Below are 24948 nucleotides of genomic sequence, written 5' to 3'. Positions count from 1 at the left end.
CTCTTACTCAGAAACCGAGACTGGACAGAAGATCATCAACATCGTCCTGTCCCGATACTACGTCTTCGCGTTCTTCGGCCTTGATCTGTGGACCAACACCCTGTTCCGCCGATATCTTTTCCCGCTCTTCCAGTTCATGCACGGTGCCGGTCATCTGGTCCACATGACTCGCCATCACTACAAGGCTCAACAGATGCTCTTCCACCTCTTTAACCAGAGTGGTGACCTTTTGGATCACCTGCCCAGTGAGGTCCTGGAAATCCTGGGCCAGGAGAATTTCCGACAAGTTGTCGTACATCGCCCCGGCATCGGTATTCAGGGTCACGAAAAACGTGTCGATACGGGCATAGAGCTCACGAAATTCAGCCGGCGCCATCTCGCGGCGACGCAGTTTCTGCCACTGGTCTCTCAGCTCGGCGGCTTCGTCGCGGAGGGCGCTGGCCTTGGGCATAGCCTCCTCAACCAGATCCATGGTCCGATTGGCCGCTTTACCGGTCATCTGAACCACGTACTCAAGGCGATCCGACGCATCGGTCATCTTCGACAGAGCTTCTGACTGTTCGGCGTTACGGGGATCGATCTGGAAATTGCGGATCGCCTCGTGGAGGCTGCGGGTCAAGCGGCCGACTTCCCGATACAGGCTCTGGTCCCTCACCTCGCTCAATTCATTGATCAGCGTCATCGCGCGGCCATAGTCCCCGGCGTTGACCTGTTCAACCAACTCGGCCGCCTGGCTGCGGAGTTTCTCCGTGACCTCCGGGTCGAGCCCCTGTGGGTCTTTTTTTCTATTGCTCATGGGAGCCGTCCGACCTCTGAATTACTGGATGCGTTCGAAGATCTTCTCAATCTTCTCCTTGAGTACGGCTGCCGTGAAGGGCTTGACCACGTAGCCGTTCACACCGGCCTGCGCAGCAGCGACAATCTGGTCGCGCTTCGCCTCGGCGGTCACCATGAGCACAGGCAGGGTTTTCAGGCTGTCATCGGCACGGACTTCCTTGAGCAGATCGAGTCCGGACATCCCTGGCATATTCCAGTCAGTTACCAGAAAATCGTATTTGCCGCTCCTGAGCATAGGCAGTGCTGTATTGCCGTCGTCTGCTTCGTCAGTGTTGGTAAAACCGAGATCGCGAAGCAGGTTCTTAATGATCCGTCGCATTGTGGAGAAGTCATCCACAATCAGGATTTTCATGTTCTTGTCCAATGGGACCTCCAGTTAAAAACGCCCGGAATTCGTTTTTGGCTTCCGGCTCACAGTCTAGCAGGCCGGTAGTTTAACCGCTTATTGTGTGGCCTTTGAGCCGGTTGTAAAGCACCGGTTACCAAAAGGCTACAGTAAAGAATGCCTGGTAACGCCGTTCAATGGGACTGGCGGCCTGTTCAGCTCTGCCAACCAGTAAGACGCCCCCGCAGACGGAGCGCGGCCTGGCTGTGAATCTGGCTGACCCGGCTTTCACTGACACCCAACACAGCACCAATTTCCTTCAGGTTCAATTCTTCCTGATAGTAAAGGCTGAGCACCAGCTTTTCTCGCTCGGGCAGGTCACCAATCGCAGCTGCCAGGCTCTTCCGGAAGTTGTCAGACGCCAAGCCATCCAACGGGTTATCACTGTCCTCTGTTTCTTCTATCGGCAGCTCGCCGGATTCATTGAGCTCATCCAGGCTAAAAAGTCGGCCACTGTTAGCATCGCTCAGGGAGGAATAGTATTCGTCGAGGTCCAGCCCCAGCTCCTCGGCTACTTCCGAGTCTTGAGCTTCCCGACCCAGGCGGTCCTCGACAGCCTTGATGGCTTTGGCAATGCGGCGGGAGTTCCTGTGGACGGATCGAGGTACCCAGTCACCTTTGCGAATTTCATCTACCATGGCTCCGCGAATCCGGATCCCGGCGTATGTCTCAAAGGTAGCCCCCTTGTCGGAACTGTATCGCTGTGCAGCTTCCAACAAGCCAATCATGCCTGCCTGCATAAGGTCATCCAGTTGGACAGATGCCGGCAGCCGCGCCATGAGGTGAAGCGCTATTTTTTTGACCAGCGGGGCCTGCTCCTCAACGAGCTGGGAAGGTCCTCGTGTACCCGTCCGGTTGTAGGTTCCAAGTTCTTTCGCCAATGTCATGTATCCGGCTATTCAGTGACAGGATCAAAATCAGACTTCGACGAGCCGCTCCACAAAGAATTCCAGATGTCCCCGGGGCGATGATGGCAGCGGCCAGCTATCCACTTTCTCCGCGAGGCTCTTGATCGCCAACGATGCTTTTGCCCGCGGATAGGCGTCCAGCACGGCACGCTGGCGCTGTACCGCTTTTTTTACGGCCTCGTCATACGGCACCATACCCACATATTGTAGTGCCACATCAAGAAAGCGCTCGGTAACCCGGGTCAGTTTTTCAAACAGATGGCGACCTTCCTGCTCATTCCTGACCTGATTGGCCAGTATACGGAAGCGGTTGGTGCCGTAATCCCGGTTCATAAGCTTTATAAGGGCGTAGGCATCGGTGATAGAGGTAGGTTCATCACAGACAACCAGTAATAGTTCCTGTGAGGCTCGGAGGAAACTGACCACCGATTCGGAAATACCCGCAGCGGTATCAACGATCAGCACATCGATCTGGTCACCCAGTTCGCTGAACGCGTTGATCAGGCCAGCGTGCTCCAGATTGGAAAGCTGGGTCATGCGTTGGGTACCTGAGGACGCGGGCACGATTTTGATGCCACCGGGGCCGTTGACCAACACATCCCGAAGGTCACATTCCCCGGCGATGACGTCCTGGATATTACGATTGGCGGTAATACCAAGCAGAACGTCAATGTTGGCAAGGCCCAGGTCGGCATCGAGCAGCACCACCCGGCGTCCCATTTGTGCTAGGGCGATGCCAAGGTTCACTGATACGTTGCTCTTGCCAACGCCCCCTTTCCCGCCGGAAACGGCAATCACCTGTACCGGATGTGGTTTGCTCATACTGACTCTGATCTCTTGCCGCGTTTAACCGCAGGCTGTGTTGTTTTTAAACAGCGACTGCCTGTTGCTGCTGGAGTTTCTTCAGCCTCTCCACGGCCAACCGCACCAGCGGAATGGACTCAGCGTGGTGCAGGTCTTCCGGGATTTTCTGCCCGTCGGTGTAATACGCCACCGGCAATCCCGTTTCCATGACGAATCCCAGCGATTCACCCAGGGTCAGTGCTTCATCGATTTTGGTCATCACACAACCCGTAAGATTTGCCATCTTATAGCAATGCCAAACGGATTTCATGATGCGCGGCTGACTGGTTGCCGAAACCACCAGATGGGTTCGAATCCGATGGTGACTGCGAGCCAGCTCCATAAGCTGCTCCTCGTAGCCCTTGTCGGTGCTGGTCAGGCCAGCGGTATCAATCAACACCAGGTGCCGGTCCGACAGTTCGTTCAGTATGTCGTCGAGGGAATGGGTTTCGTCCACAACCCGAACCGGAACGTTCAGTATGCGCCCGAACACAAATAGTTGCTCATGGGCCGCGACCCGATAGCGATCGGTGGTGACCAGCGCCAGAGAGTCGGCGCCGTGGCGCAGCACATAGTGCGCGGCCAGCTTGCCGATGGTCGTCGTCTTGCCGGACCCGGTTGGGCCCACCAGGGCGTAGACACCGCCCTCATCCGCCCATTCAGTACGCGCGGTCTTCACACCGGCGGCCAGCATTTTCAGAGACTGCTTCCAGCCATCCTCAAGCCGGCCTGCGCGGTGGCGCCGGGACAGAGAGTTGGCGAGCTCCAGCCCGAGACCAAACTCCTGCAACCTCTCAGACAGCCTCTGCTGTACTGCGTTCACCGCTGTTTGTTCGGGTTCACCGCCATTCCGGGCACTGACCAGGTCACGGAGGGAACTGATCTCCGCACGCATTTGCGCCAGTTCTCCGGAATAGGCAGCGCTGGCAGCGGTAGGCTCTTCAACCACCATGTCATCGTCGGCCAGCGATTCTTTCGACAAGCCAGCGTGGCCAAAGTCCCCACCCGCAACCGCATTACCATAGGTCGCGCGCTTTTCCCGCACTTCCCGAATACGATCGCGAGAGCGGCCGAGTTCGTCCTCCAGGCGGCGATGCTGTTCCGCCTGCATTTCGGCTAGCCGTGAGCCATTGGTGGCTTCCCGCGCAGCGTCACCGAGGCGTTGGCGCGCCATATTTTCGTCATAATCGAGCGCTGTCACAATTTCGACGCCACCATCCACACGACGATTGGAAAGGATTACGGCATCGGGACCCATCTGATCCCGCACCTGACGCAGTGCCTCTGCCATGCTTTGGGCAAAAAACCGCTTAACTTTCATAATGATGCTTCCTCCCCGGTCAGCGCTTTCCAGCGCCTTCCGCCTTTCCAGCCGCGGCCTTTACTGACCGACGGATGCGACAATAGTGATCTGTTTGTTATCCGGAATTTCCTGGTACGACAGTACATGCAGACGCTCTACTCCGTAGCTGGCAAACTTCGCCAGTACCGGGCGCAAGGGCCCTGAAACCAATAGAATCGCCGGCTTGCCCAACATCTCCTGGCGCTGAACGCTGTCCTGGAGCGACCGCTGAAGCTTCTCAACCATATTTGGCTCCAGCACCAGCCCGATGTCTTCCTGACCGCCGGATTGTTGACTCTGCTGCATGGACTTCAGCAATAACTGTTCCAAGTCTGGATCCAGAGTGATCACCGGGATCTCTGTGTCGTTGCCACAGATACTCTGGACAATCATCCGGCGCAGTGACTGGCGGGCAACCGTGGTCAGCAGCTTCGGGTCCTGGCTCTTCGGATGAACGTTCACGATCGCTTCGGCAATAGACCGCATGTCACGGATCGGCACTTCCTCTTTCAGCAGGTTCTGCAGCACCTTCAGCAGCAGGCTGATGGAAATGGTGGTGGGTACCAGTTCTTCCGCCAGCTTTGGAGATACTTTCTCGAGCTGTTCCAGCCACTTCTGGACTTCCTCATGGCCAAGCAGTTCGTGGGCGTGTTTCTGGAGGATCTGGTTGAGGTGTGTTGCCACTACGGTACTGGCGTCCACGACGGTATAACCGAGGGTCTGTGCCTGGTCTTTCTTGTCCGGTTCGATCCAACTGGCGTCCAGGCCAAAGGCGGGGTCTTTGCCCTCTATCCCCTCGATCTTGCCGAACACCTGACCTGGGTCTATCGCCAGTTCACGGTCCGGATGGATTTCTGCCTCGGCAATGGTCACCCCCATCAGGGTGATGCGATAAACATTGGGCATCAGGTCCAGGTTGTCGCGAATATGGACCGAAGGCATCAGGAAGCCCAGATCCTGTGAGAGCTTTTTGCGAACGCCCTTGATGCGGCTGAGAAGCTGACCACCCTGGGACTTATCCACCAGGGGAATCAGGCGATAGCCCACCTCCAGGCCCACGACATCCACGGTGGCCACATCGTCCCAACCGAGTTCCCGGGTTTCCCCCGGCGGCGGCAGCTGGGCACTGTGTTCACCGCCCTCACCACCGGGCGACAGGTCGCGCCCCGGGCCTGCCGGACGGGCACCACCGCCCCGGACCGGGAACACACCATCTTCCTCAACGGTCTGGCGCTCCTGTTGCCATATGTACCAGGCAATACCACCGGCAATCGCGCCCAGACCAAGGAATGCCACGTGCGGCATGCCAGGAATCAGGCCAAGGATGATGAGGATAACGGCAGCGATACCCAGCGCCTTGGGAGCGTTAAACATTTGTTGCAGTATCTGCCCGCCCATGTCCTGGCTGGACGTTACCCGGGTAACCATGATCGCTGCAGACGTCGACAGCAGCAGTGACGGAATCTGTGCCACCAGGCCGTCACCAATGGTCAGTAGTGCATAGTTCTGTGTAGCGGTACCAAAATCGAGACTGTGCTGAAGCATACCGATGGCAATGCCACCGATCAGGTTGATGGCCAGGATCAACAGGCCGGCAATGGCGTCGCCCTTGACGAATTTACTGGCGCCGTCCATGGAGCCGTAGAAATCGGCCTCCTGGGCGATTTCAGCCCGGCGATGCTTGGCTTCTTCCTGATTGATAAGACCAGCATTAAGGTCGGCATCGATAGCCATCTGCTTACCCGGCATGGCATCCAGGGTGAAACGCGCGCTGACTTCCGACACCCGGCCGGCACCTTTGGTGACCACCAGGAAGTTGATGATCATGAGAATGGCGAAGACCACCAGGCCAACCGCGTAGTTACCGCCGATGAGGACCGCGCCGAACGATTCGATCACCTTACCGGCCGCATCACCGCCCTCATGGCCGTTGAGCAGAACAATCCGCGTGGAGGCAACGTTGAGCGCCAGCCTCAACAGTGTTGCCACCAACAACACTGTCGGAAAAGAGGCAAACTCCATCGGCCGCAAGGCATAGACACACACCAGCAGGATCACGATCGACAAGGTGATGTTGAAGGTGAAGAAAACGTCCAGCATGAACGCCGGCATGGGCAGAATCATCATGCCCAGCAATCCCATCAACATCACGGGAATGCCGATATTACCCCGCGTCAGGGATTTGACATTATTGAGGACTAGCGCTCGGTCCATGCCGGGAAACTCTCCGATTGGCGGTTAACCGCAGGGGTGTGCGGGTCGTTTTTTTGACGCAGACGCATCGTTTGACGGGGTATTCGCAAGATCCGTACCACCCCTTACGGCTTTTCTTGTCACCGCGCCTGACGGACTCGGCAAGATACGGTATCCTTGCGCCATTTGCTGGCGTCTTTACTGCGCCCACAACCACATCATCGACCCAGACGCAAAGGTGAGCCCATGCCAATTCACGAGGTCAAGCACCCCCTTATCCGCCATAAACTCGGCCTGATGCGCCGCTCAGACATCAGCACCAAGAATTTCCGGGAGCTGGCTCAGGAAGTCGGTGCCCTGTTGACGTACGAGGCCACCAAAGACTTCTCGCTGCAGAAGAAAACTATTGAAGGCTGGGCGGGCCCGGTGGAAATTGAACAGATCCAGGGCAAGAAAATCACCATCGTGCCAATCCTGCGGGCCGGCCTGGGTATGCTGGACGGCGTGCTCACCCTGATTCCTGGTGCCCGGGTAAGCGTCGTGGGCCAGGTACGCAACGAGGAAACCCTGGAAGCCAGCACCTATCTTGAAAAGCTGGTAGGCGAACTGGATGAGCGCATGGCGATGATCATCGACCCCATGCTGGCCACCGGCGGTTCCATGATCTCTACCATCGACCTGCTGAAGAAAGCCGGTAGCAACGAGATCCGCGCCCTGGTTCTGGTTGCAGCGCCGGAAGGCGTGGAAAAGGTGCTGGAGAAACATCCAGATGTGTCGATCTACACCGCATCAATCGATGACAGGCTGAATGAAAAAGGCTACATCCTTCCGGGGCTTGGCGACGCCGGCGACAAAATCTTCGGCACCAAGCAGAAGGACGTTTAATCATGCAGGACCATAGCACCGACCCGGTCTGGAAACAGGCCATTGCCGGCTCACAGATGCTGCTGGTGGCTTTTGGCGCACTGGTACTGATGCCTCTGATTACCGGCCTCGACCCCAACGTTGCGTTGTTCACCGCCGGTATTGGCACGCTGATTTTCCACATCGTCACCGGCGGCCAGATTCCCATTTTCCTGGCTTCATCCTTCGCCTTTATCGCCCCGATCATTGCCGCCAAGGGGCGCTTCGGCCTTGAGGAGACACTCGGTGGCCTGATGGCTGCGGGCATCCTCTATATCATTTTGAGTGGCGCGGTACGTCTGCGCGGTACCGGTTTCATCACCCGCCTGCTGCCCCCGGTGGTCATCGGTCCGGTGATCATGGTCATCGGCCTTGGCCTGGCGCCGGTGGCTGTCCACATGGCGTCCGGCCGCACCGGCGATGGCGCGCAACAACTGGTGCCCTACGACACCGCTATCTGGATTGCGATGATCTCCCTGGCCGTGACCGTGATTATGGCGGTCTGGTCCAGCGGCATCTTCCGCCTGATCCCGATCATGTTCGGCATTATTGTCGGGTACATTCTGTCGGCCTTTGCCGGCATCGTGGACCTGTCACCCATCACCAACGCGCCCTGGTTCGCCATCCCCAACTTTGTGGCGCCGGAGTTCAGCTGGGCAGCCATCCTGTTCATGATTCCCGTGGCCATCGCACCGGCCATTGAACACATTGGCGACATCCTCGCCATCGGTACCGTTACCCGCAAAAACTATCTGGAGAAGCCCGGCCTGCACCGCACCCTGCTGGGCGATGGCCTTGCCACCAGTGCTGCCTCAGCCCTTGGTGGCCCACCCAACACCACCTATTCAGAGGTTACGGGCGCGGTGGTGCTGACCAAGAACTTTAATCCCAAAGTCATGATCTGGGCGGCGTGCATTGCCATCGTGCTGGCGTTCATCGGCAAGTTCGGCGCAGCATTGCAAACCATCCCGGCGCCGGTGATGGGCGGCATCCTGTGCCTGCTGTTCGGCTCTATTGCCGTTGTCGGTCTGAATACCCTGATTCGTCACCAGGTCGACCTGTCGCAGGCACGCAACCTGGTCATCGTTGCCGTCACTCTGGTCTTCGGGATTGGTGGCATGGCGATTGGTAACCTGGAGGGCATCGCCCTTTGCGCGGTGGTTGCCATAGCCCTCAACCTGATCCTGCCAGGCAAAGGCGAAGCATGGGGCGCAAGGATTCATGAGAAAGACACCCACTGACGGCCGACCCATGAAAATGGCTGACAGCTCCGGCATCAGCTTTACCGCCCTCTATACCGGTGCCGTATGGCACCGGTACGGCCTTTCCGACGACGTGCTTGCGACGGATCAGGGGCGCTGGCTGTATCACCTGATGACGCCCTTCGAGGTCGGCAGCAAAACACTCATCGGCGGCAACATCCGCACCTTCCTGCTGCAGCGCCACCTGATCATCGATCACCTGATCGAACAGGCCCTCGAGCGTGGCGTCACCCAGGTTCTGGAAATTGCCTGCGGAATGTCTCCAAGGGGCATCCGCTTGCGGGAAAAACACCCACACCTCCATATGGTGGAAGCCGACCTCCCCGACATGGCCACCAAAAAAGCCGCACGACTCCTGGCCTCCGGCCGCCTGGGCGATCACCATCAGGTAATGCCCATCGATATCCTGGCGGAATCCGGTGAACAGACACTGGAGGCGGTTTTCGCGAGAGCGTTCGACAGCAAAGAACCGGTGGTTGTCGTCACCGAAGGACTGACCAGTTATTTTTCCTTGCCGGTTATTTCCGAATTCTGGAAACGCCTGGCGGCACTGCTGCAACAGCGCCCGGATTCGGTCTATCTGTCCGAAAGCTACCTGATGCCGAACCAACCGCTGTTACGCGGTGCCCTGAAATCCCTCGGCGGACTGCTAAGCACGATTACCCGCAGTGATGTCAGCTTCCATTTCCTGGACGACCAACAAGCGGCTGGGCACTTCAGTGCCTGCGGCTTTCCCTCCGTTACAGTCCACAACCCTGCTGACCTCTACGGCCAACTCCCAATTCCGGAGAGCCGCCGTGATCCTATGGTTCGGGTTATTGAGGCCTCGGTGTAACCTGCTTTCAGCCTTCCGGTTTGGCGTTAGCGGGTGTGCGAAAGGGACTCCCAAAAAACGCCCGTGAATACGTCCCTGTAGGGCTCGGTCGCGCCATCCATGGCGCTCCACGTTTTTGGGAGTCCCTTCCCCACACCCTCTCGGGCAACATCGATATCGCAAGCAAAGTAAGTAATCAGATTGGTCCTATTGCGATATCTGTGATGACAGAAGTGGCTCTGCGGGTGGGCTGCCCAGAACTGTACGGAGCCATGGATGGCGGAGTCCAAGCGTCACATGGATGTGCCGAAGGAGCGTGTTTTGGGCAGCCCACCCGCAGAGCCACCTCCCCCAAACCATCAGGCTAGGCAGCAGGCAAAGGACAGCAGGCCAGCACTAAGCTAAACATCGCGCCGCAAATCCGAAGGAATCGGAAACTTCGGCATCTGGGGCTTCTCGCCCCGTCCCTTACGGAATTGACGAAGCTGGAACACATAGGCAAGCACCTGGGCGATCGCCATGTACAGACCATCCGGGATTTCACCCCCGATGTCAGTGTTGTGGTAAACCGCCCGCGCCAAAGGCGGCGTGCGGAGAATCTCCACCTTGTTCTCGCGGGCAATCTCCATGATCTTGAAAGCCGTTTCGTCCGACCCTTTCGCCACCACAATCGGCGCCGCCATCTTCTTTTGATCGTACTTCAACGCCACCGCATAATGCGTCGGGTTAGTGATCACCACATCCGCGCCCGGGACATCCTGCATCATCCGACGCTGAGCCATCTCACGCTGCAACTGACGGATCTTGCCCTTCACTTCCGGCTTGCCTTCCGTATCCTTGTATTCGTCTTTCACCTCCTGCTTGGTCATGCGCAGCTTTTTCTGGTGATCAAAGATCTGGAACGGCACGTCGATCGCGGCAATGACGATGGTGGCACAGGCAAGGATGAAAAAACTCCAGGCCATGGTCCACACAACATGCTCCATGGCCGATCTCGCAGGCTCTTCAGCGATGCTAAGCAGGTCATCCGTACGCAGGTTCAATATCAGGATCGCTACCGCCATCACCAGGCCGACTTTCAAGATGGCTTTGACCAGTTCAATCAGCGAACGCATGGAGAACATGCGCTTGAGACCTTTGAGAGGGTCCATTCTATTGAGCTTGGGGGCGATGGCTTTTCCGCTGACCAGCAGACCACCAATACCAATCGAGCCCGCGACTGCAGCGACGAGCAAGAGGATCAGCAAGGGCGCCAGGGACAGGGCGGCCTCCTTGGTGGAGGCAATCAGCTGGACGCTCATATGCCGGGTGTCGAAGATGGCGGAGCGCTCCAACACGAAGCTGTCGCGCATGATACTTTCCAGGGAAGCGCCCATTGACGCGCCAAACATCAGCAGGCCGCCGGCACCAGCCAACAGAACAGCCATGGTCGCCAGTTCCTTGGAACGCGCAGTCTGGCCGTCCTCCCTGGCTTTCTCAAGCCTTCGGGGGGTGGCCTCTTCGGTTTTTTCCTGGCTGTTGTCGTTTTCTTCGGCCATGGTTTTCCGTCGCTACTAAGGCTGCCCTTGCAGGTTGCGCATGAACTCAAACGTCTCCCGGGTGTACTGCTCGAAATGTGGCAGAAAATTGGCGTGCAGCACCCATATGGCAAATAATCCAAAAATCAGGCCAATCGGAAAACCCAGGGCAAAAATGTTCATCTGGGGAGCAGCACGTGTCATAACCCCAAAGGAAATATTCACGATAAACACGGCAGTGACAGCAGGAAGGGCCAGCAATATAGCGGACACAAATATCCAGCTGATGCGATGGGCAAGCTGCCACACACCAGTCTGCCCCAAACCTTCCAGGCCAATGGGGATGGTACGGAAGCTCTCTATGAAAACTTCGAACGCCACCAGGTGCCCGTTCATCGCCAGATACAGCAAAGTAATGGTGATGGTGTAGATCTGCGCCAGCACCGGCACACTCACGCCGTTGGCCGGATCAACCATGGAGGCAAAACCAAGCCCCATTTGCATGGCGATCATCTGGCCGGCCACAACAAACAGCTGGAACAGGGCCGTCAGGGCAAACCCCATACCCACACCGATGAGGATCTGCTGCAAGGTGATCACAACCCCGTCAGCACTGAATGCATCCACCTGGGGCACGGGCGGGATCATGGGCACTACCAGGATAGTGATAATAAGAGCGAGCCCTAAACGAACCCGTGCCGGGACAAGCTGGGTGCCGATAAAGGGAATGACCATCATGAAGCTGGCCAGCCGGAACAGCGGCCACAGGTGTTGACCTACCCACTGGTTGATCAGGTCGGCTGATATCTCCGTGGGCATGCCGGGTCAGCCGATCAGGTAAGGAATGCTGGTGATCAGCCGGTTTGCATGATCAAGGAGCTGGGTCAGCATCCACGGACCAGCAACGATAATGGTGATCAGTGTCACCAGCAGCCGGGGCAGGAAGCTGAGGGTCTGTTCGTTGATCTGGGTGGCGGCCTGGAAGGTACTGACCACAAGACCAATCACCAGGCCTGGCCCAATAATCAGGCTTGCCAACAGCACGATCATCCACAGAGCTTCACGCAGAATGTCGATAACGGTTTCGGGTGTCATGGTCGGCTCTCCCCTATATCCCGTAACTGGCGGCCAGCGTGCCCATGATCAGGGCCCAGCCGTCCACCAGCACAAACAGCATGATTTTGAACGGTAGTGAAATGATGATCGGAGACAACATCATCATACCCATCGCCATCAGTACGCTGGCGACCACCATGTCGATAATCAGAAACGGAATAAACAGGATGAATCCGATCTGGAACGCGGTTTTCAGTTCGCTGGTCACGAAGGCCGGCAGCAGCACCCAAAAGGAAACGTCTTCAGCGGTGTCGTATTCTTCGTCGGCGATACGCATGAACAGGCCCAAGTCACTTTCCCGGGTTTGTGCCAGCATGAACTTCCGGAAGGGCTGACTGGCCTGCTCAACCGCCTCCAACGAGCTGAGTTCTTCCTGCATGTACGGCTGCAGAGCCACTTCGTTCACCTCTTCCAGGACCGGCTTCATGATGAAGATGGTCAGGAACAGTGTCAGGCCGAGAAGGATCTGGTTGGAAGGCGTGGACTGCAGCCCAAGAGCCTGACGCAGGATTGCGAACACCACGATGATGCGGGTGAACGACGTCATCATCATCAGCATGGCAGGCAGGAACGTCAGCGCCGTCATCAGCGCCAGGATTTGCAGGGATACGGAGTATTCCTGAACGCCCTCTTCCTCGCCCGGCGTTACCGTAAAGGCCGGAATACCGGGTATATCCGCCAGCGCAGTGGGCGCCCAGGCCGTAAGAATGAAAAGGGTCAGTAACGCCAGGATGCGCCCGGACACAGGTACCGCCATGTCAGGAACCTTCCTTCGATGAAGAACCGGAGCCCCAGGATTTCCCGATCATGCCTTGGAGTTTACGGGCGAAATCACTGGACACAGGATCACCGGCACTGACGACCGGTTCATCAAACACATGCAACGTGCGAATGGCTGAAGGCGTAACACCAATCAGAATCTGTTTGCCACCGACTTCGACCAGGGCAATCCGCTCACGCGTGCCCATGGGCATCACCGAGACCACCTTGATAGCCCGGGTGTTGCCGCCCGTCATCCCGCTCATGCGACGCACAATCCAGGCACAACCAAAGATAATGGCAATCACCGCCAGCAGGCCCACGCCCAGCGTCAGCATGGTGGCCACGGTATCCGGTGCGCTGGCAACTTCCCGGGCCGGCCCTTCCTGCTCCTGAGCGCGCGTCAAGGCAGGCATAAAGGCCGCCAGTAACATGCCGGGAACGCCATAACGGACAGCAAAACGATGCACCCGCACCATCCTATTTCTGCAACCGCTTAATGCGTTCGCCGGGGCTGATGACGTCCGTCAGGCGGATGCCGAACTTCTCGTTCACCATGACCACTTCGCCGTGGGCAATCAGGGTGCCATTGACCAGCACGTCCAGCGGCTCACCCGCCAGCCGGTCCAGTTCAATGACCGAGCCCTGATTCAACTGCAACAGGTTGCGAATCGGAATCTGGGTGTTACCCACTTCCATGGAAATGGTCACGGGAATATCGAGGATGACATCCAGGTCCGGTGCGGGACCAGTGCCCTGGCTGAAGTTCGATCCCTCCGGAAACTCTTCCATAGGTGCCGCACGGACATTATCTTTGGCGTCGTCGCTGCCGTCATCGTCGTCGGTTTCTCCAGCCTCTGCCATGGCCGCAGCCCATTCGTCCTCGCGGCCATCTTCGTCGGCATCCCCCGACTCTTCCATGGCGGATTCCCACTCGGCGGCAAGCTTCTCGTCTTCGCTGAGTTCCTGCTCGTCTTTCTTATCGTCGTCAGCCATTGCGTCCCACCTTCAGTTGTTTTTTCACTTTGGGCACCGTCGCCCGGTCATGAATCCTTAGCGCCAGCTTGCCATCACGGGTTCCCATCGTGGCTTTGTAGACCGGAATGCCATTGGCAGTCAGGGTCAGTAACTCGGGGATTTCCACGGGGATGATGTCACCTTCCTTCAGTTTGGCAATGTCGCGAAGAGAAATGCGTCGGCGGCAAACCGTGGTGTTAATGGGAACATTCACGTCCTTGATGTCTTCCTGAAGCGCACTGACCCAGCGTTCATCCACGTCGTCAATGTCGCTCTGGACGCCAGCGTCCAGCACATCCCTTATGGGTTCAATCATGGAGTACGGCAGCGCCATGTGCAGCTCGCCACCACCACCATCAAGCTCAATGTGGAAGGTGCTCACAACCACCACCTCACTGGGGCTGACGATGTTGGCCATGGCCGGGTTGACTTCGGAACTGAGGTACTCGAAATCCACCTTCAACACCGCATGCCAGGCTTCCCGCATGTCATGAAACACCTGGTCAAGCACCATCTGTACGATACGGGTTTCCGTCGGGGTAAATTCGCGGCCCTCGATTTTGGCGTGTCGGCCTTCCCCGCCGAAGAAGTTGTCCACCAGCTTGAAAACCAGCTTGGCATCCAGCACAAACAGCGAAGTCCCCCGAAGCGGGCGAACCTTGCAGAGGTTGAGGCTGGTGGGCACGTACAGGGTGTGGATGTACTCGCCGAACTTCATGATCTGAACACCACCGGTGGACACATCGGCGTTGCGGCGCAACAGATTGAACAGGCTGATCCGGGTATAGCGGGCGAAACGCTCGTTGATCATTTCCAGCGTAGGCATCCTGCCACGGACAATGCGGTCCTGGCTGGCAAGGTCGTAGGACTTGATACCGGCTTCGTCGGTTTCATCATAGGTATCAATGTCGCCGTCATCCACACCATGGAGGAGCGCGTCAATTTCGTCCTGTGACAGTAAGTCCTGCATACGTTTCTCTGCCTGTGATGTCCGCCCTACCGGGCGCTGTTGCATTCTTTAGCTTGCCCTAGATTGTCTCTAGTACATTGCTAATGCATTTCTAACGCATTCTCTACTGAACGACAAAGTTCCTGAACAGCACGGCCAGCAAGGGCGACTCCCCTTCCTGTTCTAGCGCGCTGTTAACGGTCGCCAGCATATCATCGGCCAGCGCCTTCCGGCCTTCCGGCGTCTGTAACTCATTAAAGTCCCTGCCACCGAGTACGCCGATCAGTTTGCTGCGAAGCAACGGCATATGCTGGTTGGCCGCAGCCAGTGCTGCCGGGTCCTGAGCCTCGAAAGCCAGATATACCTGGGCATAGCGTTGCCGCCCTTCGGCCTGCACTGTCGTGACCAGAGCCTTCTCCAGCACCGTGTAGGTGCTGGGCACAAACACTTCAACCTGCTCCGAGCTGTCTTCCTGTTCTGCATCAGCCATGCCCGGGATGCCACCGCCCAGAAACCACATGGTACCAACGACTGACAACCCGACCGCCAGAACAATCACCACGGTCAGCATCAGTATCAGTTTGAGCTTGCCTTTCTTTGCCGGCGCCTCAGGGGGCGCATTGTTTTCAGCCATAACGTAGGTCTGCCAGAAATCCGTCAACCGGAACGGTTATAAAGAGGTTTAAGCAAAGGACGGGCCAGATAACCCCATCCTCCCTATCAGAACAGCAGTTTAGCGTTGCTGGGGAGGATGGGCAAAGGGAGAGTGATGCAGAATCATCAGGTGAAGGGGTGCCGAGGTCAGGCGAAGATATCAACTTCGCCTTTCCAGGTCAGATCAAGGGATTCAGATGGTAGATCCTGTTCGTCCAGTCCGCCATCGGCAAGTACTGCCCTCTCATCCTTGCTGCCCTCCCCGGCATTGTCCTCGCCGGCTTGCTGCTGCGATGAATCACTGACGTCAAACTGGTCCAGTGACAGCCCCTGCTCACTCAGCATGTCCCTGAGACGGTGGCTGTGCAGTTCAAGCTGGTCCCGCACGGCCGGGTTGGCAGAATGAACGGTAATGTGTGCCTGCTCCTGCTGAACCTGAACCCTGACTTCCATGGGCCCCATATCAGGCGGTGTGAGATGTATTTCGGCGACAGACATATTTCGTGCTGTCAGCCAGGTCAGCTTTCCGACGAGCTTGTCCCCCCACTCCGCGTGACTGACCGGTACATCAATAGAGGTGGTATACCCTCGCAAGTTGGCGACCTCTGCAGGCAGCTTTGCCGTATTCGGATTGGCCAGCTGCTGGTTAGCCAACTCTGCAGCGGCCTGGAAGCGCACCGCGCCTTGCAGCGATGGGGTTTCCTGAGGACGCGATGCGTCTGCCGCCACACCCGACAACAAAGCGTCGGTCAATGCCAGGCCCGGCGCAGCGCCTGAACCACTTCCCTGCACTGTCGACAGGGCCTGTTTGCCTGCGGTATTGCCAGGCAGGCCTGCAATCATTCCGGCAAATGCTTGCACACCCGGCAGTGCGCCACTACCGGCACCCGGGTTGCCGCCCGACACTGCCGTGGTGTTCCCCCCCGCCGGCATCAGCAGAGCCTGAAGTTCAGCGAATGTCAGGGGAACAACCTCCTTCGGCGCCTCCTGATCCGCTAACGATGGAGACTCAGCTTCCCCAGATGGAGCGGCCTCCTCTTTTTCTGCAGTCGGTTTTTCCGGAGCCCCTTCCTTGCCCTGAACCTCCGAGTTGTCAGCCTGGGCATTGGTTCGCGGTTCCTCAGGGTCATCGGCGGGTTTGCTTTCGCTTTTGTCCCGGCCGGCCTGGTCGGCACGGCCAGTATCCTCGGCCCGAGCCTGATCACGCTTTTCAGCCTGTTTTCGATCGATTCGTTGCTGCTCCTCACGAGACACGGAATCAAACGGACTATCGCCGTTTTTTTCCCGATTGCCTGAGACGCTTTTCGAACCGTTATCGGCCTGTGGACCCTGTGGGGAAGCCTGGGGAAGAACCATTTGGGACATGGCAACCTCTTGCCGCTTTTACTGGATGACGGTGGAATCTGAACGCTGCAGACGCCCTTTCAGTGCGCTAATCCTGCTTTTCAGCGCACCTGTACGGTATCAAAGCAAAAGCGATGCCATTCGTTCACGTCACGCAATAAAACGCTTGAGTGTGCCCTCAACCTGTCGGAATTCATTCTCGATGTCGTCGAGCATTGCTCCGGCCTGTGACAATTGATTGTCGCGGCCCGCCTTCTCCGCCTCGAAACAAAGTTCGCCCAGTCGAGGGGCACCAATATTGATGCAACTGCCTTTGAAGCTGTGAGCGGATTTTGCGAACGCGTCAGCATCCGATTTTTCCAGTGCCGACCGCAGATGCGCAATACGGTCAGAGGAATCATGGAGGTAAGTATTGATCAGAATGTCGAACTCATTCTCCATGACTTCCTGCAACTCGGCCAACGCTTCTTCATCAAGGTGTGGTTTGTCCGTCATGACCAACCCCCTGGTTGTTGGGTGATACTGCCCTCACGGCCAGTAACCTCAGAAAAATACCAATCATATACAATTTCAGCCTTGGTGCCATGTTCCCGGTAATTCAGGGAACGCCCAATTTTTTGTAACAACAGCAAACCTCTGCCTGAATAGCGGCGCTCATCTTCGGCCTCCGGACGCACACTGCTGAAATCAAAGCCACTGCCACTGTCTTCGCAGACAATAACCAGCTGCCCGCCCCTGTCTGTCATGGTATGGGTCAACGTAAAGCGTATAAAGTGGCCCGCCACATCGGCCAGCCTCCGCTCACGTTCAGCGTAGTAGTGCCCGAATCCGTCGGGTGTCGCCTTCCAGTCCGAGCACAAGCCAAGCACACCGTGTTCCAGTGCGTTGCTGTACAGCTCAGACAACAGCGTATATATCTCGCCACTCTTCCGGCGCAGCCCCGGCACCTCCATGCAGATATGCAGCAGCAAAGGCAGGGGGCTGAACTGCCCCAGGGTTCGATCCTGAACCTCGTACACACAGCGCCACTCCGACGGCCCCTCCAGTGCGGACTGGGGCAGTCGATCGGAAATACCAACCAGTTCCGCGTCTTCCGCCATTCGCAGGCTGATCAACGTCAGGTCGTCCTGTTCAGGCTGATTTCCGGTAAAGGTACGAATGCCGGCCATAATGGTTTCAAACGGTGACCCCTGTCGGCTCATTTCGTCGAGAGAGCGGGCAAGGCGCTGCTCTCCATACATCTCACCCTGATGGTTCTCAGCCTCCATCACACCGTCTGTCATCATCAGCAAGGTATCACCCGGCTCGGTATGGAACACATCCATACCCGCATCAAACCGTGCACTGCCGAGCACCCCCAAGGGCAGGTGCCGTGAAACAATGGTTTCACGCGCTCCATCCTTTCTCAGTAACACTCCGTCAGGGAGCCCTCCATTCCAGATCTGCAGCTGGTTCAGGTGAAAATCCGCCTGGATCATGGCTGCACAACAGAACATTCCGGTGGGCAGTATCCGGCCCAGTTTCTGGTTGATCTCCCGGAGTACATCGCTGCCACTGAATCCCTTGCTGGTCATGCCGTAGAAAATTTCCGCCACGGGCATGGCGCCGATGGCGGCCGGCAGGCCATGACCAGTGAAATCCCCAATCAGTATTTGCATGCCGCCAGCCGGGCGTGGACAGGCGAACAGCACGTCGCCGTTGAAAATTGACATTGGCGACGCATGAAAGCGGATATTGGGCGCGTCCAGACAACCGGTATGGGCAACGTTGTCAAACACCCGCTTCGCAACCTTCTGCTCTTCCAATAGCGTGCTGTTGCGTTCGCGAATCAGATCCCGGTGATGGCTCAGGGTGCGGTGCATCAACCGCATGCGATTGAAGGCGTTAATCTTGGCTTCAATGATGATGCGATTGTAGGGTTTGGTCAGAAAATCGTCGCCGCCAGCCTCCAGGCAACGAGCCAGGGCGCCGGCGTCCGACAATGATGTCAGGAAAATCAGGGGAACCAACTGCTCTCCCGCCAGCACCTTGATCTGCCGGGCGGCCTCCATCCCATCCATAACCGGCATCAATGCATCCAGCAGGACGATGTCTGGCGCAGACTTGCGGAAAATATTGACGGCTTCCAGTCCGTTTTCGGCGTCTTCAACCTCGTGACCAAGGCGGCGCAACAGGGTTTTGAGTATCAGACGATCACTGTGGCTGTCATCGGCAATGAGAATCCGGAGTGGCCGGTTTTCTGGGAGTGGATCATCCACATCGGGCCTCCGTGACGTCTTCCCCGGGTGATTCAGCGAATCGCGAACAATTGTTCAAAGTTGGAGATTGACAGAATACGACGCACATCGCTGTTGCAGTTTTCGATGCGAATCCGGGCACGGTCACCCCCCGCGTAGTCACGCAGCAACAGCAACATGCCTAGGGCGGAACTGTCGAGGTAGGTGGTGTCCGAAAGATCGACGACAAAGCAGCTCACCTTTTCGTCGCCATGTTCGTACGCATCACGAAACGCCTGATGGGTGCTGAAATCGAAACGCCCTTCAATTTTTATGGTCAGGGTCTGGCCATCGTCACTGCGATGCGTATGAATCGGCATTCCGGAGCCTCCATGGTATGCGTGCCGGGTAACGGGAAATGACAGGTGTGCCCAGAGCACCCTGACATAAAGGATAGCTTACAACACCGAATTTGCATCCGCCGTTTGCCATTTGGCAACCCGCTCAGCGCCGCCTCGCCAGTATCCGCCCGGCGGCTTCGTCCATTTGCTTCTGGTCCCTGACATCCTGCTCCCGCTGCTCGTGCCGGCGACAGGTTTCAATGTACTTTTCCATTCCCCGGCGCCGCTCCCAGGCCCTCTGCCATTCTTCCCGGCACGCCTGGAGCCGTTCTGCCGCCTGTGTCAGCAGTTTCTGCTGTTGCACAATCACCTGATCCAACTGGGCTATAAACGCCTGCCAGCCCTGGAGGCGAGCAACAGACACCACACCTTTCTGGCTACTGCGGATCTGTTCCCGGTATTCCCGCTGATACCGCTCAAGGTTTTCTATCTGCTGGCGCTGGGCTTCATGATGCTGCTGTGCTTCCGCCATTTTTTCCAAAGCGGCCTTTTCTTTACGTTCTTCCAGAGTGAGCACGACCGAAAGGCGCTGGGACCTGAGCATCACCTACCACCTCCATCGGCCTGTGGCGGGGTCTTGGGGCGATCGGGAGAGCGTCTTTCCGGCACCACCGCAAGCAACTGCTGGATGCTGTCCTCCAACGGTGCGCTTTCGTTCAACCCCTGCTGGAGGAACTGTCCCATGTTGCCGATATGGGTGATGGCAAAATCGGTTTCAGGATCTGATCCTTTTACATAGGCCCCGACACTGATCAGGTCCCTGGCCTGCTGATAGCGGGAGTAGACCTGTTTGAAGCGCTGGGCGCGGGCAAAATGTTCGGTCTCGGTCACCTGCGGCATTACCCGGCTGATGGACGCCTCCACATCGATGGCGGGGTAATGGCCTTCTTCCGCCAATCGCCGGGACAGCACAATGTGGCCATCCAGGATCGCCCGCGCGGCGTCCGCGATAGGATCCTGCTGGTCATCGCCTTCCGTCAGTACGGTATAGAATGCAGTAATAGAGCCACCACCAGGCCTGCCATTGCCGGTACGCTCCACCAGTTGCGGCAATTTGGCGAAGACCGAAGGCGGATAGCCCTTGGTGGCTGGAGGCTCGCCGACGGCCAGGGCAATTTCCCGCTGGGCCTGTGCATAGCGGGTCAATGAATCCATCAACAGCAATACCCGCTTGCCCTGATCCCGGTAGTATTCCGCAATCCGGGTGGTCAGCATGGCAGCACGCAGGCGCATCAGTGGTGAGTCATCGGCGGGAGAAGCAACCACAACAGAGCGGGCAAGCCCTTCGTCCCCAAGGATATCCTCAATGAACTCTTTAACCTCACGGCCCCGTTCGCCGATCAGGCCAACCACCGTGATATCCGCGTTGGTGAAGCGGGTCATCATACCCAAGAGAACACTCTTGCCAACGCCGCTGCCGGCAAACAGGCCCAGGCGCTGCCCCTGGCCGACGGTCATCAGTGAATTGATAGCCCGGATACCCACATCCATGGACTGACGCACCGGCGCACGGTCCAGCGGGTTGATGATATCGCCACTGAGAGACACGCGGGCTTCCGCCTGCAGCGGGCCCTTGCCGTCCAGTGGCTCGCCGTTGCCGTTGACCACCCGCCCCAGCAACTCCGGGCCGACCGGCACCCGGCTGGCCACCGACAACGGCACCACCCTGGCTCCAGGGCGCAACCCCTCTATGGCCGTAAGCGGCATCAGATAGACACGGTCATCCTCAAAACCCACCACTTCCGCTTCCACGGTGCCGGCGCCCTGCCCGGTAATCACGCAGCGGTCGCCGACCACCATGGGGCAACCCACACATTCCAGGGTAAGGCCTACCATGCGCGTCAGCCGCCCGGACAGTTCCGGCTGGGGGTCTTCGGTAAAGTAATCCTGCAGTCGTGTCAGGCGTTCAGCCAGGTGTGCTGTCATGGCCTTCATCCTCGTCGGAGTCAAGCACATCGTGCCGGAAGTCGGTCAGATCGCCCATCATGGCATCAAGCTCTTCCCCCTCACCGGCGGATTCGGTGTCCAGTTGGCGGTCCAGCATGCCCTGAACGGCCTTCTGGAAGCGTTTTTCCACCGTGAAGTCCACCAGGCTGTGGCGGGTTTCCAGCTTGCAACCGCCCCGGAGAACAGAAGCATCTTCGACAATGGAGGTCGCCGCCTCGAACCTGTCGGCAACCTCACTGACCCATTGATAGTCATCCGGATGAATATGGATGCGCACGTTTTCCGTTGTAGATGGTAGCGCCGTCATCGCCTTGCGGACCACGTTGGTAATGTGGGAAGAATCCAACGAAAGCTCCCGGAACACCACGGAGCGCGCAAGAACGGTCGTCAGATTGACCAACGCCGTTTCCACCTCGTCTTCATGGCGTTTGATTGGTTCCAGTAATTCGCCAAGCAAATGCTCCAGTCGGTCCAGCTTGGCATCCACCTCCTTGCGGGTGTCCGCCAGGCCTTCCTCCGCGCCCTGCTCGCGGCCCTCGGCAAGCCCTGCTTCAAAGCCTTCCCGGTGCCCCTGCTCACGACCTTCACTCAGCCCCGCCTGATACCCTGCGTCACGGCCTTCCGCATGACCGTCTTCACGGGCCGCCTGGCGGATCTCCTCAATATCAGCGGCGGTCAACGGCTTTACGTCGCGGTCTTCTTCCTGCGCGATTTCATTGCCGCGCGCATCCAACAGCGGAAGCTCCCAACGCTCGTAGGCCGTGAGGTTTTCCTTGGGAATGCGATCGAGGTTGCGACGGGGATCTTTCATCACATCATTTCTTCGCCAGCACCACCAAGGGTGATCTCACCAGCTTCAGCCATACGACGGGCAATGGTAATAATGTCCTTCTGGGCAGACTCCACTTCACTGACCCGTACCGGCCCCTTGGCCTCCAGGTCATCCTGCAGAAGTTCTGCGGCCCGCTTGGACATGTTCTTGAAAATTTTCTCCTGAACGGCGTCATCGGCGCCCTTGAGCGCGACGACCAGCACCTCGGAAGACACTTCCCGCAGCAACGCCTGAATACCACGGTCGTCAATGTCCTTGAGGTTATCGAAGACAAACATCAAGTCCTCGATTGTGGACGCCAGGTCCGGGTCCATGTCCTTGATGGAATCCATCAGGCCGCCTTCAACGCTGCGGTCCATGAAGTTCATGATGTCAGCCGCCCGTTTGACCCCGCCGATGCGGCTGGTCTGGGCCGCTGAGCCACCGGAGAACTGCTTCTCGAGGATATCGTTGAGTTCCTGCAGTGCCTGCGGCTGGATACTTTCCAGCGAAGCCACCCGCATCATTACATCCAGGCGCACCTTGTCGTCCAGAGTGCCGAGGATCTCCGCGGCCTGGTCCGGATCGAGGTAGGAAATAACGATGGCCTGAATCTGGGGGTGCTCATAACGGATAATATCGCCCACCGCACGGGGTTCCATCCACTTCAGGGTATCCAGGCCGGTGGTGTTGCCACCAATAAGGATACGGTCGATCAGGCTGGAGGCCTTGTCGTCCCCCAGGGCCTGGGTAAGCATGGTGCGAATGTAATCATCATTGCCAACCCCCAGCCCGGTCTGGCCGCCAACAGCCTCGACAAACTGGTTCAGGACATAGGTAACATCGTCCTTGCTGACGTCTTTCATCTGGGCCATGGCCACGCCAACCCGCTGGACCTCTTTCGGCCCCATGTGCTTGAGCACTTCGGCAGCGTCGTTTTCGCCCAGTGACATCAGCAGGATTGCCGCCTGCTCCACCCGCGGAATCTTGCGCTGGGGCTTTTGCGCCGCATCAGGCTGGCGGTTGTTCTCATCAGTCATCGACATTCACCCACTGGCGCATCACCTGGGAGACCCTTGCGGGGTCTTCAGCAATCAGGCCTTTCAGTGCATTCAATTGCCTATCATAGCTGTCTGTCGCGCCGGGCAAAAGCAGATCGTCCTGTGAATGCATGGCTTCGCGCAGAGCGTCGCCGCCTTCGATGCCATCAAGGCCGTCATAGCCGTCGTCGGAGTCACCCCTGCGTTCGCTGCGGCCACCGCCGGACAGACTTTTCAGGGTGGGTCGCAACAGGCCCAGAACCAGAACCAGAATGACCAGGCCTGCGAGCACCTGCTTCATCAGGTCCCAGAACCACGGCTGCTCCCAGAACGCCGGTGCTTCAAACTCGATCTGCTCTTCGGCGGCGAACGCAGTGTTCATCACCGTAACACTGTCACCCCGGGCGGCCGAATACCCCACGGCATCGCGTACCAGCATGGTCAGGCGCTGCAGTTCCTGTTCCGGCCAGGGTTCATAGCTGACTTCGCCGGTCTGGGGATCCACCACTTTCATATCATCAACCGCCAAGGCTACCGACAAACGTTTTATGCGGCCAAGTTCCTGGCGGATATAGCTGACGGTGCGGTCCATTTCGTAGTTTCGGGTCGACTCTTCACGCACGTTCACCGGCGGCGCCTGGACGTTGCCCTCGTCATCGGCGGTTGCCTGTTCCGGAACTGTCGGCTGAGCGGGCGGCTGGTTGGACAGGGCGCCGGGGATTCCACTGGCGCCGCCACCGGCACGCCGCTCGGACATCTGGCGCTCGCTGCGCACAGCTTGCTGTTCGGGATTGAACAGCTCCTCAGCCTGTTCCACCGAGGAGAAATCGAGATCAGCCGTCACTTCCGCACGGAAACGACCGTCGCCCACCACCGGCCTGACCATGGAGGCAACCCGACGAGCCAGGCGATCCTCAACGCGGGAGGTGTAATCGTACTGGTCTTCAATCTGCTGGCTGTCACCGCCGTCCTCACGACCGGTGAGCAGGTTTCCACTCTGGTCGACCACGGTCACATTATCCTTGCTCATTTCCGGAATGCTGCCGGCAACCAGGTTCACGATCGAGGCAATCTGCTCCTGCTCCAGGCGACGACCGGCAATTACTTCAAGGAACACGGACGCTGTCGGCGTGCGCGCGTCGCGGACAAACACCGAGCGCTCCGGAATCGCCAGATGAACCCGAGCGGCACGAACCGTGCGCATGCTGCCAATCGTTCGTGCCAGCTCGCCTTCCAGGCCACGGCGGAAACTGATGGTTTCCATAAACTGGGAGGTTCCAAGGCCACGGTCCTGGTCCAGCAGTTCGTAGCCCATGGTCTGCTCGTCCGTCACGCCCTCTGCTGCAAGTTTCAGGCGGGCGTTATAGACCTCATCGGAGGGCACCAGCAATGCGCCTGTGCGTGGATCCATACGGTAGTCGATGTTGTTGGCATCTAGAATGGTCGTGACATCCTGTGGGTTGTAGCCGGACATATCCCCCACCACAGGCTGGTAATTGGGCTCCTGGGCCCAGAGAACTACAGCAACGCCAAGGGCAACACTGGCGGCAAGCCCCACCATCAGGCCCACCTGTCGCAGCAGGTTCAACCGGTTGAAGCCGAAAATCAGGTCGCTACGGCTCTCGCCGGTATCGTCTCCCCGCGCCGCGGGCATGTTCGAGGATGAGGTTTCAGCAGGTACGCTGGCCAT

At 58.0% G+C, this 24948-nt stretch carries 26 protein-coding genes; 3 read left to right on the top strand and 23 right to left on the bottom strand.

The genetic code is table 11. The annotated features are described in order from the left end of the window. Positions 1-7: 7 nt before the first annotated feature. The 6 genes from AXW11_RS13000 to flhA all read right to left on the bottom strand — a co-directional run bounded on the left by AXW11_RS13000 (position 8) and on the right by flhA (position 6529). Positions 8-796: a protein phosphatase CheZ gene (locus AXW11_RS13000; RefSeq protein ID WP_036204866.1), complete on the bottom strand. Its 789-nt coding sequence runs from the start codon at positions 794-796 to the stop codon at positions 8-10. 21 nt (positions 797-817) lie between these two features. Further along, positions 818-1201, bottom strand: a complete 384-nt coding sequence (cheY, locus tag AXW11_RS12995) for a chemotaxis response regulator CheY (protein ID WP_036204864.1) — start codon at positions 1199-1201, stop codon at positions 818-820. Between the two features lie 176 nt (positions 1202-1377). Continuing rightward, complete coding sequence (locus tag AXW11_RS12990; RefSeq protein WP_036204862.1) at positions 1378-2109, bottom strand: RNA polymerase sigma factor FliA; 732 nt, start codon at positions 2107-2109, stop codon at positions 1378-1380. A gap of 30 nt (positions 2110-2139) precedes the next feature. Further along, the gene (locus tag AXW11_RS12985; RefSeq protein WP_036204860.1) at positions 2140-2952 is read right to left on the bottom strand and encodes a MinD/ParA family protein; all 813 of its coding nucleotides are present in this window, start codon (positions 2950-2952) and stop codon (positions 2140-2142) included. Positions 2953-2998: 46 nt separating this feature from the next. After that, positions 2999-4294, bottom strand: a complete 1296-nt coding sequence (flhF, locus tag AXW11_RS12980; protein WP_091641061.1) for a flagellar biosynthesis GTPase FlhF — start codon at positions 4292-4294, stop codon at positions 2999-3001. Positions 4295-4354: 60 nt separating this feature from the next. Continuing rightward, positions 4355-6529, bottom strand: coding sequence for a flagellar biosynthesis protein FlhA (flhA, locus tag AXW11_RS12975; protein ID WP_091641058.1), 2175 nt, complete (start codon positions 6527-6529; stop codon positions 4355-4357). Between the two features lie 225 nt (positions 6530-6754). On the opposite strand from flhA, the gene upp reads away from it, so the two are divergent. Genes upp through AXW11_RS12960 form a run of 3 tightly spaced genes read left to right on the top strand, consistent with a single transcriptional unit; the run spans position 6755 to position 9508 of the window. Beyond that, positions 6755-7393, top strand: coding sequence for a uracil phosphoribosyltransferase (upp, locus tag AXW11_RS12970; RefSeq protein ID WP_036204856.1), 639 nt, complete (start codon positions 6755-6757; stop codon positions 7391-7393). Between the two features lie 2 nt (positions 7394-7395). Beyond that, a complete protein-coding gene (locus tag AXW11_RS12965) occupies positions 7396-8652 on the top strand; it encodes a uracil-xanthine permease family protein (protein WP_007153962.1) in 1257 nt (418 codons plus the stop codon). Continuing rightward, positions 8633-9508, top strand: a complete 876-nt coding sequence (locus AXW11_RS12960; RefSeq protein ID WP_228301426.1) for a class I SAM-dependent methyltransferase — start codon at positions 8633-8635, stop codon at positions 9506-9508. Before AXW11_RS12965 ends, AXW11_RS12960 begins: the two co-directional genes overlap by 20 nt. Before the next feature lie 380 nt (positions 9509-9888). Here AXW11_RS12960 and flhB read toward each other — a convergent pair whose 3' ends face one another. The 17 genes from flhB to fliF all read right to left on the bottom strand — a co-directional run bounded on the left by flhB (position 9889) and on the right by fliF (position 24948). Continuing rightward, the gene (gene flhB, locus AXW11_RS12955; protein ID WP_036204851.1) at positions 9889-11025 is read right to left on the bottom strand and encodes a flagellar biosynthesis protein FlhB; all 1137 of its coding nucleotides are present in this window, start codon (positions 11023-11025) and stop codon (positions 9889-9891) included. 15 nt (positions 11026-11040) lie between these two features. Further along, complete coding sequence (gene fliR, locus AXW11_RS12950) at positions 11041-11823, bottom strand: flagellar biosynthetic protein FliR (RefSeq protein WP_036204848.1); 783 nt, start codon at positions 11821-11823, stop codon at positions 11041-11043. Positions 11824-11829: 6 nt separating this feature from the next. After that, positions 11830-12099, bottom strand: a complete 270-nt coding sequence (gene fliQ, locus AXW11_RS12945; protein WP_007155167.1) for a flagellar biosynthesis protein FliQ — start codon at positions 12097-12099, stop codon at positions 11830-11832. A gap of 13 nt (positions 12100-12112) precedes the next feature. Further along, positions 12113-12877, bottom strand: a complete 765-nt coding sequence (fliP, locus tag AXW11_RS12940) for a flagellar type III secretion system pore protein FliP (protein WP_051946660.1) — start codon at positions 12875-12877, stop codon at positions 12113-12115. Between the two features lies 1 nt (position 12878). Beyond that, positions 12879-13295: a flagellar biosynthetic protein FliO gene (fliO, locus tag AXW11_RS12935; protein WP_051946792.1), complete on the bottom strand. Its 417-nt coding sequence runs from the start codon at positions 13293-13295 to the stop codon at positions 12879-12881. Positions 13296-13359: 64 nt separating this feature from the next. Further along, complete coding sequence (gene fliN / locus AXW11_RS12930; protein WP_036204846.1) at positions 13360-13875, bottom strand: flagellar motor switch protein FliN; 516 nt, start codon at positions 13873-13875, stop codon at positions 13360-13362. Then, the gene (gene fliM, locus AXW11_RS12925; protein WP_007155171.1) at positions 13868-14866 is read right to left on the bottom strand and encodes a flagellar motor switch protein FliM; all 999 of its coding nucleotides are present in this window, start codon (positions 14864-14866) and stop codon (positions 13868-13870) included. The genes fliN and fliM overlap by 8 nt, the downstream gene beginning before the upstream one ends. Before the next feature lie 103 nt (positions 14867-14969). Beyond that, the gene (locus AXW11_RS12920; RefSeq protein ID WP_041333674.1) at positions 14970-15479 is read right to left on the bottom strand and encodes a flagellar basal body-associated FliL family protein; all 510 of its coding nucleotides are present in this window, start codon (positions 15477-15479) and stop codon (positions 14970-14972) included. 167 nt (positions 15480-15646) lie between these two features. After that, the gene (locus AXW11_RS12915; RefSeq protein WP_036204843.1) at positions 15647-16864 is read right to left on the bottom strand and encodes a flagellar hook-length control protein FliK; all 1218 of its coding nucleotides are present in this window, start codon (positions 16862-16864) and stop codon (positions 15647-15649) included. 129 nt (positions 16865-16993) lie between these two features. Continuing rightward, the gene (locus AXW11_RS12910) at positions 16994-17338 is read right to left on the bottom strand and encodes an Hpt domain-containing protein (RefSeq protein WP_036204841.1); all 345 of its coding nucleotides are present in this window, start codon (positions 17336-17338) and stop codon (positions 16994-16996) included. Next, complete coding sequence (locus AXW11_RS12905) at positions 17335-19101, bottom strand: ATP-binding SpoIIE family protein phosphatase (protein ID WP_036204839.1); 1767 nt, start codon at positions 19099-19101, stop codon at positions 17335-17337. The genes AXW11_RS12910 and AXW11_RS12905 overlap by 4 nt, the downstream gene beginning before the upstream one ends. A gap of 32 nt (positions 19102-19133) precedes the next feature. Further along, complete coding sequence (locus AXW11_RS12900) at positions 19134-19439, bottom strand: STAS domain-containing protein (protein WP_036204837.1); 306 nt, start codon at positions 19437-19439, stop codon at positions 19134-19136. Positions 19440-19563: 124 nt separating this feature from the next. After that, a complete protein-coding gene (gene fliJ, locus AXW11_RS12895) occupies positions 19564-20004 on the bottom strand; it encodes a flagellar export protein FliJ (RefSeq protein WP_075194739.1) in 441 nt (146 codons plus the stop codon). Further along, the gene (fliI, locus tag AXW11_RS12890; protein WP_227517887.1) at positions 20004-21395 is read right to left on the bottom strand and encodes a flagellar protein export ATPase FliI; all 1392 of its coding nucleotides are present in this window, start codon (positions 21393-21395) and stop codon (positions 20004-20006) included. The genes fliJ and fliI overlap by 1 nt, the downstream gene beginning before the upstream one ends. Continuing rightward, positions 21367-22218 carry a flagellar assembly protein FliH gene (locus AXW11_RS12885; RefSeq protein WP_091641053.1) on the bottom strand — a complete coding sequence of 284 codons (852 nt, stop codon included), beginning with the start codon at positions 22216-22218 and terminating at the stop codon, positions 21367-21369. The genes fliI and AXW11_RS12885 overlap by 29 nt, the downstream gene beginning before the upstream one ends. After that, positions 22218-23258: a flagellar motor switch protein FliG gene (fliG, locus tag AXW11_RS12880; protein ID WP_041333672.1), complete on the bottom strand. Its 1041-nt coding sequence runs from the start codon at positions 23256-23258 to the stop codon at positions 22218-22220. The genes AXW11_RS12885 and fliG overlap by 1 nt, the downstream gene beginning before the upstream one ends. Beyond that, positions 23251-24948 (bottom strand): flagellar basal-body MS-ring/collar protein FliF, encoded by a 1698-nt coding sequence (gene fliF, locus AXW11_RS12875; RefSeq protein ID WP_036204825.1) that lies wholly within the window; start codon positions 24946-24948, stop codon positions 23251-23253. The genes fliG and fliF overlap by 8 nt, the downstream gene beginning before the upstream one ends.

Origin of the sequence: Marinobacter sp. Hex_13, assembly GCF_001566815.1 — a bacterium.
GTDB lineage: Bacteria > Pseudomonadota > Gammaproteobacteria > Pseudomonadales > Oleiphilaceae > Marinobacter > Marinobacter salarius.
This window is presented reverse-complemented; position numbering and strand designations above follow the sequence as displayed.